We start from the raw sequence: 14991 nt of genomic DNA on the forward strand, positions 1-14991 counted from the left end.
GGCTGAGGAAAGTGAATGCAATATCAAAGAACGATATTAGTGGTTGAGGATAGTGATGAAGACTTCACCGCATTCAAACGGGTGATGCGACAGTTATCCTATTCTAATCGGATTTATAGGGTTATGGATGGAGACGATGCGTTAGCTTATTTGTATCATCAAGATCATTATTCTAATCCCGATATCGCACCTGTTCCAGATTTAATTCTTCTGGATCTGAACTTACCGGGAACGGATGGTCGGGAGGTTATTTACCAGGTAAAACAAGATAAGCTGTTAAGCATCTAAATAGGGTATAATGAAAAACCAAGTTTAGAAAAATCAATCAAAAGATGCCTGCTAAAAATCATTTAAATGAAAAGCAAGTAGAGAAACTACAGAAAAGATTGAAAGAGGAAGAAAATGGACAAATCCGAGAAAGAATCTTGATTTTATTATTGCTAAATGATGGTAAAAAGCAAAGTGAAATTGCCAAGTTTTTGGGCTGCTCATTAAACAAAGTATGTTATTGGTGTGTACATGGAGACCCTGACAAATTAGAAAGCCTAAAAGATGAAAGAATGAAAGGAAATTATAGAAAAGCCACAGACAAATATATAGAGATATTATTAGAAACAGTAGAAAAAGAACCGGAAGAATTAGGATATGAATTTGGGAGATGGACAGGAGAAAGATTGGCAACTTATTTAGAACAAATCACAGGAATCAAATTAAGTAGTTCACAAGTGAGAAAGATATTAAAGGAAAAAAAGTATGTTTATTTGTGGGCAAAGTATAGCTTAGAAGAGAAAAGAGATCCAGAAAAAAGAAAATTATTTAAAGATAAAATAGAAGAATATTTGAAAATAGCAAAAGAAAGTCCAGAACAATTACAGGTATGGTTTTGGGATGAAAGTGGATTTAATTTAAGAGTGATAAAAAGAAAGAATTGGTGTAAAAAAGGGAAGAGGAAACAGATTAGAGGAGACAGGAGGAAAGGAAGAGTTAATGTGATGGGAGGATTGAGGTACTCGGATAAAAAAAGATTTGTAGAATTTCTGGATAAAGGAAATGCAGATAATTTTTATCAAGTGTTAAAAAGTTTTTATCAAGAGCTAATTTATGAATGGGTATTAGCGGGAAATCAAGCAGAAGAATTTGTAGAAAAAGGAGCTAAGATCCTGATTATTCTTGACAATGCAAGTTTTCACAAAAAAGAAGAGTACCTAGAAAAAATTAAAGCAGAAATGCCGAATGTCTATTTAGAATTTCTTCCAGCATATAGTCCAGATTATAATTTAATTGAATTAGTCTGGCATTCAGCTAAAGAATATATAGCTCATCGACTCTTTAAATCAGTTGATGAGCTAGAGTGTTTATTACATCAGCTTTTAAATGAAGGACAGTTATCTATTAAATGGGGACGTAAACTTAAAAACAAAGGTAATGCTATAATCACAGTTTAAATACACAACAGCTTATAATGCTAAAAAGTATCCCGATTATTGTCTTAACCTCATCTTCCAACCCTAAAGATATAGAAACCTGCTATCTATACGGAGCTAACAGTTATCTTTTAAAACCTATAGGAATAGATGACTTCAAACAGACAATCAAGCATTTTCTTCATTATTGGCTAGAAGTTTCTCTGCTGCGCTGAAACTTGAATTCAACAAGACGATTCTCCAGAACATCGAACCGTCTATCGTCGTTACTTAAAGAAAGATATAGCACTACTTGAAGTTGGAGTATGGGGATGGCAAAGGTTATCAAGTTGTGCTTGCTAAAAATAGTTGAGACGTGCTTAAAATAACACAAGAGCAATGACCGCCCTTGATTTTAATGGATATTTCCAGGCCTCCAATAGATGGATTAACAGCCATGCGCCAAATTAGAGCAAATTCATCAATTTATCAAATTCCAATTATTGCATTAACGGCTTTGGCTATGCCGGAAGATCAAGAACGGTATTTAGCAATGAATGTAAATGTCTATTTAACGAAACCCATTCGTCTTGTACAATTATTAGAAACGATACAAACTTTCTTCTCAAAATCTTGTTAAAGGAGTTAAGAATGGCTTTACCTCCTTCCGTGCTGATAGTGGATGATGAGCCAGACAATTTTCATGTCATCGAATTTCTTTTATATCAAGAAGGGTATGATCTGAGTTTTGCCAGGAGCAGCACTGAAGCCTTGGACTATTTATCGGTCAAATCACCAGATGTGATTTTATTAGATATGATGATGCCACAGTTCGATGGAATTGCACTTTGTCATCAGATCAAAAAAAATCCCCTTTGGTGTCATCTTCCGATTATTATGGTCACCGTTTTAACGGCTAAAGAAGATTTAGCACTTTGTTTAGATGCAGGTGCGGATGATTTTATTAGTAAGCCGGTGAATGGGATTGAATTGCGTGCCCGAATTCGCTCTATGTTAAGAATGAAGCAGCAATATGATGAATTACAAGCGTTACTTCAAGCGAGAGAGGATTTATCGAATATGATTATTCATGATTTGAATAATCCTTTAGCTGGGGTTTTATTTAGTTGTGAACTTCTCAAACTTTCCCCATTACAACCCAAACAACTTCAAAAGGTTGAGGATATTTTACGACTCAGCAAACGCATGGTTTCCTTAGTCAATAGTTTATTAATTATAGCTAAAGTTCAAACGGATGAATTCGTTTTGGAGTATGAGCAGGTTGATCTATCTGAAATGGGTCATACAGTGGTGACGGATTTTGAAGCAATTGTGGCTTATCGTCAGATCAAATTATTGTATGAGTTTCCCGAAGCCGGGAGACAAATATTTGTTGATCCGGTGATTTTGCATCGAGTGATTGATAATTTATTATCGAATGCTATTAAATTTTCTCCCGTAGGAAGTCAAGTTACTTTTCGAATCAGTTATCCCCCGGACGCAATGGTGAAAATTCAGGTAATCGATTGCGGTTCTGGGATTAGTGAAGAAAGCCGACAACGGATTTTTGAGAAATACGATATCGGAACTTTTCGCAAAGGAATTCCTCAAATTGGATTAGGTTTAGCGTTTTGTAAATTAGCCGTTGAAGCTCACGGAGGGACAATTTCTATTGAAAATAACGCTCCTCAAGGGTCTATTTTTACTGTCGTAATCTAAAATAGGGAAAAGAAACGTCAATGCACAAAATAAGAATTTTGTCAAGATACCTAGCCTCGACTTAATATTCTCTTCCAAAAATCCGTGCATCGCTAAACGAAATCTGGGTAATTTTTTATACAGTATTGACGACAGCAAGGGGGTTATAGACTGAATTTTTACCCATAGACACAATAAGCCCTTGAATACCCTTTTTCTTACTATACCAGAACCCCTATGAATCCGTCAACTTTTTGCTAATTATTCTCAATAAAAAATTGACTTTTAAGAGAATTGTTTTAAATATTAAAATAAAATCTAAATATCTATTAATAATCTTTATATTTTTTCCGAGTCTCCGGTTTTCCCCGTTGATAGTTTACGGTGGAGGCGGGTGAAGATGTAAAACCCGCCTTATTTTAATCTTTCTTAACGTAAAATCAAAGCGACTTCCTTAGCGAAATAGGTGAGAATTAAATCAGCCCCGGCCCGTTTAATACTGGTTAAGGTTTCTAACATGACTTTTTTCTCATCAATCCAACCCATTTGTCCCGCGGCTTTAATCATGGCATATTCCCCACTGACGTTATAAGCGGCTACGGGAAGATCTGTTGCTGACCGCAGCAGATGAATAATATCCAAATACGCTAAAGCGGGTTTGACCATGACAATATCTGCCCCTTCGCATTCATCCAAAGCCAATTCCGTTAACGCTTCTCTGGAGTTGGCGGGGTTCATTTGATAGGTTTTCTTATCGCCAAATTTAGGAGCGGAATCCAAGGCATCCCGGAAGGGGCCATAATAGGCGGAGGCATATTTGGCAGTATAAGCTAAAATCCCGACTTCAATATATCCCGCTTCATCTAACCCCTCACGAATTGCCCCAATGCGACCATCCATCATATCCGACGGCGCGACAATATCAGCCCCCGCTTCCGCATGGGACAGGGCTTGTTTGACTAAGACTTCAACGGTTTCATCATTGAGAATTTCCCCGTCATCACTGACGATGCCATCATGACCTTTACTCGAAAACGGATCAAGAGCAATATCGGTGATAATCATAATTTCAGGAATAGCCTGTTTAATCGCCCGCACCGTGCGTTGAATTAAGCCATCGGGGTTATAACTTTCTGTTCCTGCGTTATCTTTTTTTTCTTCAGCGACCAAGGGAAATAAGGCAATGGCGGGGATACCTAATTCCCAAGCTTCATTGACTTCTTTTAAAAGTAAATCTAAGGTATAGCGGTAACTTCCGGGCATGGAAGAAACCTCAACTTTTTGGTTTTCCCCCTCCATAACAAATAGAGGATAAATTAAGTCATTAACCGTAAGATGGGTTTCCTGAACCATGCGCCGCAAAGCATCGGTACGGCGGAGACGGCGAGGACGTTGAACCAGATTTAAGGAATTTCGGTGAGATTGGGATGGCATAAGAAGCGATCAATAAAAAATTTTACTAAAGACCAATCACTTATTATCCCATTGTGGTGAGTTGTGAATCTTCCCCAATTGTTAATAAATGTAACAATCTTAAAAAAAAGCCGAACTTTGCCAAGAGTCACAACCGATCTGAAAAATCAGCCTAGAATTAAAGAGAGGGAATAAATCTGACGTTAACCGATTTTTAACTTATGATTAACAATTTATATATTAGTGCCATTGAACCCAATAGTGGTAAATCCTTGATTCTGTTAGGCATCATGGAATTACTCTCCAAACGCATTCGACGGTTAGGATTTTTCCGTCCTATGATTCATGCGGGAACCCAACCAGATAATGATATTGAACTGATTTCCAGTCGCTATCATTTAGAGTTTTCCTATGAAACTTATTATGGAGTCACCCATGAAGAAACCCGGACGTTAGTTGCAGAAGGACAACTTGAAGAAATTCTCAAACGCATTATTGAAAAATATAAAATTTTAGAAGCTAAATGTGATTTTATTATCTGTGAAGGAACGGATTTTACTGATGTTATTTCCGCCTTTGAGTTTAACCTAAATGCAGAAATTGCCAATCAATTATCCGCCCCTATTTTATTAGTTGCTAATGGTCAAGGGAAAACGATAAAAGAACTGATTAGCAGTGTCAAAAGTGAACGAGAAGCCTTTATAGAACAAGGGTGTAGCTTAGTAGCAACGATGGTTAATCGCATTCCCTTAGAACAATTTCAATCCGTTGCTGATCAACTGGAACATATTTGGTCTTATGATGATCCGGTGTTTTTCTTACCCGAAATCGAAGACTTAGGGAAACCAACCGTTGGAGAAATTGCCACCGCCGTTCAAGCTCGATTGGTTCATGGTGATCCAGAACAATTAAAACAAGAAGTGATATCGTTTAAAGTGGCGGCAATGCACGTTCCGAATTTCTTATATCATATTCGAGAAGGCAGTTTAATCATTACCCCAGGGGATCGCGCTGATATTATTTTAGCGTGTTTAGCTTCCACTTTTTCAGAAAATTATCCCAATATTGCCGGAATTATTTTAACCGGAGGCTTAGAACTTGCGCCCTCCCTCCATAAACTGATTAAAGGCTTTAAAAAATGGACAGTTCCCCTATTGGCGGTGGAAACCGATACCTACAATACCGCCACTAAAATTAACCATGTGCATTCAAAAATTACGCCAGATAACGAGCGAAAAATCGCATCTGCGTTAGGAGGATTTGAAACCTATATTGATACGTCTAAAATCGAAAAACGGATTTCCTTATCTCGTCCTTCGCGCATTACGCCAATTATGTTCGAGTATGAATTAATTGCACGAGCTAAAAAACAACGTCAACATATTGTCTTACCCGAAGGTACAGAAGAACGGATTTTAAAAGCCAGTGAAATTTTATTAAGGCGGGGTGTCGCCGAAATTACTTTATTAGGAAATCCCGATGAAATTCGAGAAAAAGCAACTTCCTTTGGCTTAAAACTCGATGGCGTTAATCTTGTTAATCCCATGACTTCCGAATGGTATCAAGACTATGCTCAAACCTATTATCAACTCCGAAAACATAAAGGTATTACCGAAGATTGTGCGCGAGATGTGATGCACGATGTTAGCTATTTTGGTACAATGATGGTTTATAAAGGCATGGCAGATGGCATGGTATCCGGTGCCGTTCATACCACCGGACATACAATTCGTCCCGCCTTAGAATTTATTAGAACTCAACCCGGATGTTCCATTGTTTCCAGTGTGTTTTTAATGTGTTTAGAAGACCGGGTTTTAGTCTATGGAGATTGTGCGGTTAATCCTAATCCTAATCCTCAACAATTAGCAGATATTGCCATTAGTTCTGCCTTAACCGCTCAACAATTTGGGGTGGAACCCTTAGTGGCTATGTTATCCTATTCTACGGGAGAATCCGGTCAAGGAGAAGATGTCGATAAAGTTCGAGAAGCCACCATTCTTGCCCGTCAATTACGCCCCGATTTAAAAATAGAAGGCCCGATTCAATATGATGCGGCGGTTGATGAAGATGTGGCTAAAACAAAACTCCCTGGAAGTGAAGTAGCCGGACACGCAACGGTGTTTATTTTCCCTGATTTAAACACGGGAAATAATACTTACAAAGCTGTACAACGGTCGGCGGATGCGATTGCCATTGGCCCGGTTTTACAAGGGTTAAATAAACCCGTGAATGATTTAAGTCGAGGCTGTACGATTCCTGATATTGTCAATACCGTTGCGATTACGGCAATTCAAGCTCAGGGAATAAATTAAAACGCATTGATTTCCCTGAAGCCAAATTCAGTGATTAGTCAATTAACTCTGGATTCGGAATTTGGGTATCAATATCTGCTTGAGATAATGTGGGAATTAACCCGTTACTTTCACCTGCTTTTAAAATATGGGCAGGTTCAATATTCAATTCAATCACACCCGTTGTTGGGTTGGTTTTTGCTATAGATTGGGTACCGTCAACAAACTTAACTGTAATGGGTTCAGTTAACTCTTGGACTGGAGTATTTGGACTGAGAACTACTTGAGAACCTGCGGGTAAGTAGAAACCATCACAATCCCAATCATCATCCGTAATTTGACCCGTTGCTAGAAAATAAAGTTCGCTAGGGGTTTTTCCACCATCACTGGCATAAACCCCGATGGTTTTTCCAGTTTCATTGCGACACTGCGCCCGTTTTTTGGCAGTTTCCAGAATCGTTTTTTGAGACTGTAATTGGGCGAGTCGGTGCTGAAATTGTTCAGGGGTATAGCCCGCTTCCTCCGGTGTATTCTTGACTTGTAGAAGTTGATTGAGGGCTTGAGTGACTTCAGTATAATCAGCACCTTTCGTAAAATCTTTGTTAGCCCAAGAGGGTTGAGCTATAACAAGGTTCACGCATAATAAAAGACCGACAAAGACAATTTTGAGAAACCGCATATTATTTTCCTGCTTTGACATTTGTTTCCTCGAACTTTACTTTAAACAAAGTGCTTCAATAAAAGCAAATAGTTTTGTTTGTTGTTTTAATCAATTTAATTGATGAAAGGGGAGGATTTTTCCTAATCCGTATTTTTGTCAGGGTCTGGATTTTGAACAGAAGGGAAACTCTCAATCCGATTTCGATTCACCCAGCGATTGATAAATTTGTTGCTATTTTTACGAAACTTAATTTGGACTTGCTTGGAGCCTAACTTGACAACTTCAGCCGGAATTTTATGAATGTCAGTAGAATCTGCACGAACTTTGTATAGCCAAATTACTTTTTGACCGACTTCCAAAGCCTCAGAACTACCGATGACAGAGGGGGAATCTTCTGCTAAAGCAGGGAAAGAAATAATCAAGTTGATTCCGATTAATAAGACAACAAGAGGCATCGGGAAAACTTTCATCTTTTTTACTTACGCTTATAAACTTTGAGTTTTTAATTGTGAGACTTAACTCATTTGTTTAATTTCGGAAGAGTGATGCTGTGAATGAAGTAGAATTCATGTTGTACCTCGCAAGAGTTCTTTGTAAGTTGGGTTTAAACTGATGACTTTTAATGTACGTTGATGGAATAATAAAAGCAAATATTCTTAATTGTTAAAACGATAAATAAAAGTAATCATAACCTGAATAACTTCTACAAACTCCGCCCTGTATTTCGTTAATCCTTAACTTATCTTTGAGGTCGTAGCATCAAGATGTCTCAGGAAGAAAGTGCTGTAAAGCCAGTATTCTCCTGACTTGCTTGAATCTGAGCGCAGAGGCAGAGTTAATATTTTTTTAATGCTAAGATCACAAAAAATTGACTATTATTAATTATAAAAACAGAGGAAAAGTCCCATGGATATGACTCATTATATGGAGCTTCTCGCCACTAACCAGCCTTGGAATTTGTTGATTTTTATGGCTGTGCCTGTGATTTTAGCAGAAACAATTGCAGTATCTGAACTGTATATTTTATTTACTCGGAATTTAAAAGGAACAGTCAGAATAATTAATAAATTCGCCGGTATTTTAGCAGGATTTTACTTTTTAATCATCTTTTTACATCTATTTTTTAAAGCGGTTATTCCCATCACAATGGCGGGACAATGGAGAACCATTATTGATGTGATTGCCGTAGGATTTTATTTATTAGGAGTTGTGCCTTTATTAGGAATTAGTCTTTTAGAATTAGACTTAATTGGTAAACATAAAAGTGAAGAATCCAAACTCAAACTTCACGCCACCTTTGTTGCTGTTTTTCTGGTTGTTGCCCATATTGCCATGATTTTTGGAATGCTCAGTCCTTCCCTATTAGGCGGACATTCAGGGATGCCGGGGATGTAATGGGCAATGAAACGGATTTTATAGGGGTTTGTTCTAAAAAGAACAGGACTTACGCGGTGAAGAGTTGAGTGATGATCAGGGTAACTGAAAGGTTATGTGGAGTGAAAAACCTGCCCGAAAGCACTCTAAAATAACGGAGAGGGTGGGATTTGAACCCACGGAACCTTTCAGTTCACCTGATTTCAAGTCAGGCGCGATCGACCACTCTGCCACCTCTCCAATTGCTCATTCATGAGCTAAATAGGAATTATAGCATAAACGCAGATTGTGCCAAGAGTGCAGTAGAAGAATAAAGTAATTCCGTCTCAACCACCTGAAAATCCTCACCGACCCAAACTAAGGATACTTCCGAGACTTGTTCGGAGTCTAAGGTCACAAGGGAAAAATTCCGTTGTTGTCCTTGGGGTGTTTCTCGAATCCGACTCACGCAAGCTGCATTGAGATAAACTGTTCCTTCAGAGCTAGTCACTAACCGTTGACGGAGACGGGTCTTGGTATGACGGAGGGTATGGTGCATATGACCAAAAGTAACCAGGGGAATGGTTTTACCTAATATTCGGGCTTGGGCGATTGCCTCGGCAAAATCAGGATCGCCATAATCTCCTCCTAGGGGGTTCCAATCTTTGCCACAGGGGGCTTCTGCTGCCTCTCCTAGACCTGTAGGGCCGTTGTGACCTAAAAACAGAATCCGCTCAAAACGGGCCGATTGTACCGCTTTAATCATGCGCTGGGCGGAAGTGGCAAAATTATTCACCCCAAATCGTTCTTCGTAAAAATCACTATATTTCCATTCCGGGCCACCCCAACTAAAGGGACGACCACCCACAACGGTTAACTGCAACTGGGGAAAGTCCCGTTTTCCGTAACCGACATGATCTTCCCCCATAATATCCAGTTGTTCTTGCACCCAATCTTCCGTTTGACGATTATAGGGGCATTTTTTCCGACCCCATTCCGTTGCGGTATACCAGGCGTCATGGTTGCCAAAGACCGCCGCCTTGGGAATCTCTAACTCAGCGATGGTTCTGACAAGCTCCACCGCTTCATTGCCAAAATCCCCAACCAATAGCACTAAATCAACCTCTAAAGACTTCAAAGCCAGGGCATCATCGTTTTCCCACTGATCATGAACATCCCCGACAACAGCAATTTTAATGGGTTTGGTATTCACAACGCTTATGGTTTCAAAGGTTCTCTGATCTAGGATAAGCAATTATTTGCTCACCGTGAATCCCCATTTTTGGTGAATTCAACTATAATTAGGAGCTACAATTCAAAATGGTTCACGGTTCCTAGAAGGTTTGCACTGTGTTTACATCCACACTTCCCCGACAAAATGGTTCGACGGTTGCAGATTTACCGACTGATTTATTTGCAGCGATTCAATCCCTCAAAAAAGAGTTGAATGCCGTTATTTTAGCGCATTATTATCAAGATCCTGATATTCAAGATATTGCTGATTATATTGGAGATTCTTTGGGCTTATCTCGTCAAGCGGCTCAAACTAATGCAGATGTGATTGTGTTTGCAGGGGTTCATTTTATGGCAGAAACCGCCAAAATTTTGAATCCTGATAAATTAGTATTGTTACCCGACTTAAATGCGGGCTGTTCTTTAGCCGAAAGTTGTCCACCGGATGCCTTTGCTGAATTTAAAGCTCAATATCCTGATCATTTAGTGGTGTCTTATATTAACTGCACGGCTGAAATTAAAGCCATGAGTGATATTATTTGCACCAGTTCTAATGCAGTGGATATTGTTCGGCAAATTCCTGAAGATCAACCGATTATTTTTGCTCCAGATCGCAATTTAGGACGATATGTAATGGCAGAAACGGGACGGGATTTGGTGTTATGGCAAGGGGCTTGTTTGGTGCATGAAAACTTCTCCGAGAAAAAGTTAGTTCAATTGAAAATAGAACATCCTGAAGCGGAAATTATTGCTCATCCTGAATGTGAACCCCCGATTTTACGTCATGCGGATTATATTGGCTCAACAACGGCATTATTAAACTATGCCAAGAAAAGTCCTAAGTCGAGTTTTATTGTTGTTACTGAACCGGGAATTATTCATCAAATGGAGAAGGAAACCCCAGGTAAATCCTTTATTCCAGCCCCTCCAATGAATAGTTGTGCCTGTAATGAATGCCCCCACATGAGGTTAAATACGTTGGAAAAATTGTATTTATCCATGAAAAATCGTTCCCCAGAAATTACCCTTCCTGAAGAGATTCGCATTGCAGCTTTACGTCCGATTCAACGAATGTTAGAAATGAGTAAATAGTTGTTTCCCAAAAACCCGGTTTCTTGAAGAAACCGGGTTTTTGATTCCTTAACAAATTTCATCAGGATTAATTCCCTGCGATCGCAAAAATTCAGCTAATTTTTCTGCCCGTTGACGCTCCTGTTCCGCTCGTTGACGTTCTTGTTCAACCTTTTCTACCCCCCAAGGAAGTATATTTCCTGCTTCATCCCACCAGCGCAACCAATACCCATTCCGTTGCTCTTTTTCCCCTTGCCAAACCCCTAAAAATAGCTTTAAATCTTCAATCCAATAACAGTTATTCTCATTGATTTTATCCAATTCATAACGGCTATTTTGTAAAGAATGAACTTCTAATTGTCCCGTTATCGGTTCAAAAATAGCATAAATCGGAACTTGCAAAATTTGTTCATAAAAATACCATTTCCCCGGCGGATAACTACGTTTAACCGAATATTCTCCCCCTTCAGTTTCCGATAAAAATTCAATAACAATACTGGGAATATCCCCTTGCAAATTCGGCGTATAACTTTTTCGTGTTGTTTCCGGTTCAATGGATTTTACTTGTTTTATATACACCCAATCTGGGGCTTTAATTACTAATTCCCCATTCATTGTTGCACATAACCCAAAATTAGAAGCAATTAGCATTTCCGGTTGAATTAACCCTGCTAATTCTAAACTTTCGCGCAACGCACCCGCAATTAAAGGTTGAGCCGTATTTTCCACAGGTTCTTCTTCTAATATAAAATCATCGGGTAACTTTTCCCAAGTAATAATAGGAGTAATAATTTGTTCCTGAGTTGTCACCATAATTTTAACGAGAGTGTTAACATGATTTAAGTTTAATGCACGCTTTAAAAAGCCGGAGAATCGTTTGTAAAATAAATATGACCTAAAGTTTTTCCTTGATAAACTCGTTTGGTTAAGCGCCAACCCGGTTCTAAAATAATTTTGGCAAAACCATTCGTAAATCCATAGGTTCTACCAATAATAATCGGTGGGGCGTATACATCTGCACGGGACTGAGCAACTAACAAAATATCATTGGGTGTACTTTGAACACTCAGGGCGTGGGATAAAGCTAAATCTTTTCCCGCCATTCTGACTGAATAACCATTGCTATCCGTTGCGCGTCCACAAATGCCTGTAAAATCAAAATTGAGCAGTAACGGATCAACAATAATAGGCTGAGAGCCACTTTCACTCCAACAAGGGCGACTATCTGAGACTTGTTCGACAACCACTAAGGTATGTCCAAAGGCACGAGGGACAGCAATTGCCACAAATCGTTCCTGATCAACTTCCTTCTGGTCAAATTCTACAGCGATCGCATTTAAGGGAAGACTCAGAGTGGATATCCCAATCATCAATGCTATAAGCGCTCGCTTCAGTGCTAATTTCATCTATAATCTGCACCGTCCAATGGGTTCTAAATTTACCTACTGATAATACTCTGGTTATTGTCCCTAGACCTGTTAGGGTTCTCTAAAACCCAACGGGAACAACTAACCCTTCCCGTGCCATAATGGCTTTGGGAAATACAGCTTGGACTTCCTGTTCGATTTGATCGAGAAAGTCATCGGTGTGGGAGGGATCATGATGGAAAATCACGACTCGCTTCACCCCAGCCGCTTGTGCCATTTTTACAGCTTCTTGCCAAGTGGAATGACCCCAACCGATTTTCGGAGATTTAGGATTATGATACTCCTCATCGCTATACATGGCATCGTAGATCAAAACATCAGCATCCTGAGACAGATTTAACACATTTTCATCCAAACCATCGGGGAGGTGTTCAGTATCGGAACAATAAACCGCCGTGCGTCCATTCCAGGTGATGCGATAACCCATTGCGGTATTAGGATGATTCAATTGTCCCGTTTCAATTAAAATATCATCCAACATCATCGAATCCCCCGGCTTCAGGGTATAAAATCTTAAGTCAGCTTGAATGCCTTTGAGGGGAACCGGAGAATTAGGATGTAAAATCCGTTCAATGAAATGTTGTTTCATCGAGTCCCCATCCGGTGGAATAGCCCCATAAATATGAAAACAGTTTCCCTGCATAAATGCCGGAGTAAATAGAGGAAATCCTTGGATATGATCCCAATGATAATGGGTAAAAAACATATACGCTTCTACAGGGATTTCTCGCATTAACTCATCCCCTAAAACTCGTAAGCCAGTTCCGCCATCAAAAATTAAGCGTTTACCTGCGACTCGCATTTCTAAACAGGATGTATTGCCTCCATACCGAATGGTTTCTTTTCCAGGGGTGGGAATACTACCGCGAACCCCCCAAAACTGGATCACAAAATCTTCAGGGTTCTTGGAGGAATCAAAGACGTTAGGATAATTTTGAGGGCTGAGCCCAACAGACGATAGGCTGGTTTCCATTTGTTATTCTTCAGGTTTCAAAGTTCCACACTGACCATGATGACGCAGCAAATGATCACACAGGACTAAGGCAACCATCGCTTCTACCATTGGCACTGCCCTGGGTAAAACACAAGGATCATGCCGTCCTTTCGCTGCTAACAGCGTTTCTTCTCCCTCGTGGGTGACGGTACGCTGCTCTTTCCGAATTGTAGCAGTTGGCTTAAAAGCTACTCGGATAATAATGTTTTCTCCATTGGAAATGCCACCCTGAATACCACCAGAACGATTAGTTACTGTTCGGATAGTCCCTGTCGGATCACGATAAAATTCATCATTATGCTCACTCCCAGTCAGGAGCGTTCCTGCAAAGCCGGAGCCAATTTCAAATCCTTTACTGGCGGGTAAAGACAGGACTCCTTTAGCGAGATCTGCTTCTAGTTTATCAAATACCGGAGATCCAAGCCCTGTCGGTACGTTTCTGGCAACACATTCCACTACGCCACCAATGGAATCTCCTTGATCCCGAACTTGTTCAATCCGTTCTATCATTTTCTCGGCACAATCGCCATCGGGACAACGGACAATATTGCTTTCAACTTGTTCTAACGTAACGGTATTGGGATCAATAATTGCTTCTAAATTTTGAATCCGTTTAACATAGCCAACAATTTCTACCCCAGCGAATTGTTTGAGAATTTTTTTAGCGATCGCCCCTGCCGCTACCCGACCAATGGTTTCTCGTGCTGAAGAGCGTCCACCCCCTTGCCAATTGCGAATCCCGTATTTAGCATCATAAGTAGCATCCGCATGGGAAGGGCGATATTTGATAGCCATATCACTATAATCTTGGGGGCGAGTATCTTGGTTTCGCACCATAATCATAATCGGTGTTCCCAAGGTTTGCCCCTCAAACACGCCGCTGAGAATGTCACAGGTATCGGTTTCTTTGCGAGGAGTGGTAATTTTACTTTGTCCGGGGCGACGGCGATCGAGTTCCGCCTGAATATCGCTAATATCAATTTTTAATCGGGGAGGGCAACCATCAATAACAACTCCCACCGCCCCACCGTGAGATTCCCCAAAGGTCGTAATCCGAAACAAATGCCCAAATGTGTTGCCCATAATGGTCGTATTTATTTTGCCAAACTCTATATTTTACCTTAGAAACACAATGACGATTGAATGAACAGGCAAGATGCCTGTTCCACAGACCAGATTTTAATCTTCGTGTTCTTCAAAAGGGTCGCGCAGATCATTAGAAGCAGGGCCAAAAGCTGTATAGATCGCATATCCCGTCAGGGCGATAACAACCGCAGCGATGCCTATGTTAAGAGCTATTGCAGGTTCCATGAGATTCATCCCTTGTGATTCGTGTCCTTCTATAATAAAATACTCATAAAAATTAAGACAATTTAACAATTATTTCGGTGCTGGAGCCGGGATATCGTGTTGAACCGGAAATGGGGATACCCTAAATCGGGTAACA

General features: G+C 39.9%; 16 protein-coding genes and 1 tRNA gene. 7 read left to right on the plus strand and 10 right to left on the minus strand.

The features are described 5' to 3' along the window. The first annotated feature begins 15 nt into the window (after positions 1 to 15). From NMK36_RS11455 to NMK36_RS11470, 4 genes are all read left to right on the plus strand, one after another. A complete protein-coding gene (locus NMK36_RS11455; protein WP_254173754.1) occupies positions 16 to 288 on the plus strand; it encodes a response regulator in 273 nt (90 codons plus the stop codon). 44 nt (positions 289 to 332) lie between these two features. Next, on the plus strand, positions 333 to 1445 hold the full coding sequence (locus NMK36_RS11460; RefSeq protein WP_254172743.1) for an IS630 family transposase: 1113 nt from the start codon (positions 333 to 335) through the stop codon (positions 1443 to 1445). 376 nt (positions 1446 to 1821) lie between these two features. Next, on the plus strand, positions 1822 to 2043 hold the full coding sequence (locus NMK36_RS11465; protein WP_072721755.1) for a response regulator: 222 nt from the start codon (positions 1822 to 1824) through the stop codon (positions 2041 to 2043). Between the two features lie 11 nt (positions 2044 to 2054). Next, positions 2055 to 3122: a hybrid sensor histidine kinase/response regulator gene (locus NMK36_RS11470; RefSeq protein ID WP_072721754.1), complete on the plus strand. Its 1068-nt coding sequence runs from the start codon at positions 2055 to 2057 to the stop codon at positions 3120 to 3122. A 408-nt stretch (positions 3123 to 3530) separates the two neighbouring features. Here NMK36_RS11470 and hemB read toward each other — a convergent pair whose 3' ends face one another. After that, positions 3531 to 4535 (minus strand): porphobilinogen synthase, encoded by a 1005-nt coding sequence (gene hemB / locus NMK36_RS11475; protein ID WP_072721752.1) that lies wholly within the window; start codon positions 4533 to 4535, stop codon positions 3531 to 3533. Positions 4536 to 4735: 200 nt separating this feature from the next. Between hemB and pta the strand changes: the two genes are divergently transcribed. Next, positions 4736 to 6826 (plus strand): phosphate acetyltransferase, encoded by a 2091-nt coding sequence (pta, locus tag NMK36_RS11480; protein ID WP_072721751.1) that lies wholly within the window; start codon positions 4736 to 4738, stop codon positions 6824 to 6826. Positions 6827 to 6860: 34 nt separating this feature from the next. On the opposite strand, the gene NMK36_RS11485 is transcribed toward pta, so the two are convergent. Both NMK36_RS11485 and NMK36_RS11490 read right to left on the minus strand, forming a co-directional pair. Next, a complete protein-coding gene (locus NMK36_RS11485; RefSeq protein ID WP_245824359.1) occupies positions 6861 to 7505 on the minus strand; it encodes a hypothetical protein in 645 nt (214 codons plus the stop codon). Between the two features lie 101 nt (positions 7506 to 7606). Next, the gene (locus tag NMK36_RS11490; protein ID WP_254173755.1) at positions 7607 to 7921 is read right to left on the minus strand and encodes a hypothetical protein; all 315 of its coding nucleotides are present in this window, start codon (positions 7919 to 7921) and stop codon (positions 7607 to 7609) included. Between the two features lie 451 nt (positions 7922 to 8372). Between NMK36_RS11490 and NMK36_RS11495 the strand changes: the two genes are divergently transcribed. After that, positions 8373 to 8861, plus strand: coding sequence for a DUF6803 family protein (locus tag NMK36_RS11495; RefSeq protein ID WP_072721746.1), 489 nt, complete (start codon positions 8373 to 8375; stop codon positions 8859 to 8861). A 134-nt stretch (positions 8862 to 8995) separates the two neighbouring features. Here NMK36_RS11495 and NMK36_RS11500 read toward each other — a convergent pair. Continuing rightward, positions 8996 to 9080 (minus strand) — tRNA-Ser (locus tag NMK36_RS11500). A gap of 28 nt (positions 9081 to 9108) precedes the next feature. Beyond that, positions 9109 to 10041, minus strand: a complete 933-nt coding sequence (locus NMK36_RS11505; RefSeq protein WP_367997212.1) for a TIGR04168 family protein — start codon at positions 10039 to 10041, stop codon at positions 9109 to 9111. 128 nt (positions 10042 to 10169) lie between these two features. Between NMK36_RS11505 and nadA the strand changes: the two genes are divergently transcribed. After that, positions 10170 to 11144, plus strand: coding sequence for a quinolinate synthase NadA (gene nadA / locus NMK36_RS11510; RefSeq protein WP_254173757.1), 975 nt, complete (start codon positions 10170 to 10172; stop codon positions 11142 to 11144). A 48-nt stretch (positions 11145 to 11192) separates the two neighbouring features. On the opposite strand, the gene NMK36_RS11515 is transcribed toward nadA, so the two are convergent. From NMK36_RS11515 to psbN, 5 genes are all read right to left on the minus strand, one after another. Next, positions 11193 to 11936 carry a Uma2 family endonuclease gene (locus tag NMK36_RS11515; protein WP_072721743.1) on the minus strand — a complete coding sequence of 248 codons (744 nt, stop codon included), beginning with the start codon at positions 11934 to 11936 and terminating at the stop codon, positions 11193 to 11195. 44 nt (positions 11937 to 11980) lie between these two features. After that, on the minus strand, positions 11981 to 12529 hold the full coding sequence (locus tag NMK36_RS11520; RefSeq protein WP_072721741.1) for a DUF3747 domain-containing protein: 549 nt from the start codon (positions 12527 to 12529) through the stop codon (positions 11981 to 11983). Positions 12530 to 12611: 82 nt separating this feature from the next. Continuing rightward, positions 12612 to 13523, minus strand: a complete 912-nt coding sequence (locus NMK36_RS11525) for an MBL fold metallo-hydrolase (protein WP_072721739.1) — start codon at positions 13521 to 13523, stop codon at positions 12612 to 12614. A gap of 3 nt (positions 13524 to 13526) precedes the next feature. Continuing rightward, complete coding sequence (aroC, locus tag NMK36_RS11530; RefSeq protein ID WP_072721737.1) at positions 13527 to 14627, minus strand: chorismate synthase; 1101 nt, start codon at positions 14625 to 14627, stop codon at positions 13527 to 13529. Positions 14628 to 14723: 96 nt separating this feature from the next. Then, positions 14724 to 14855 carry a photosystem II reaction center protein PsbN gene (gene psbN / locus NMK36_RS11535; RefSeq protein ID WP_072722324.1) on the minus strand — a complete coding sequence of 44 codons (132 nt, stop codon included), beginning with the start codon at positions 14853 to 14855 and terminating at the stop codon, positions 14724 to 14726. Positions 14856 to 14991 lie beyond the last annotated feature (136 nt).

It is taken from the genome of Planktothrix pseudagardhii, assembly GCF_904830925.1.
GTDB classification, from domain to species: domain Bacteria; phylum Cyanobacteriota; class Cyanobacteriia; order Cyanobacteriales; family Microcoleaceae; genus Planktothrix; species Planktothrix tepida.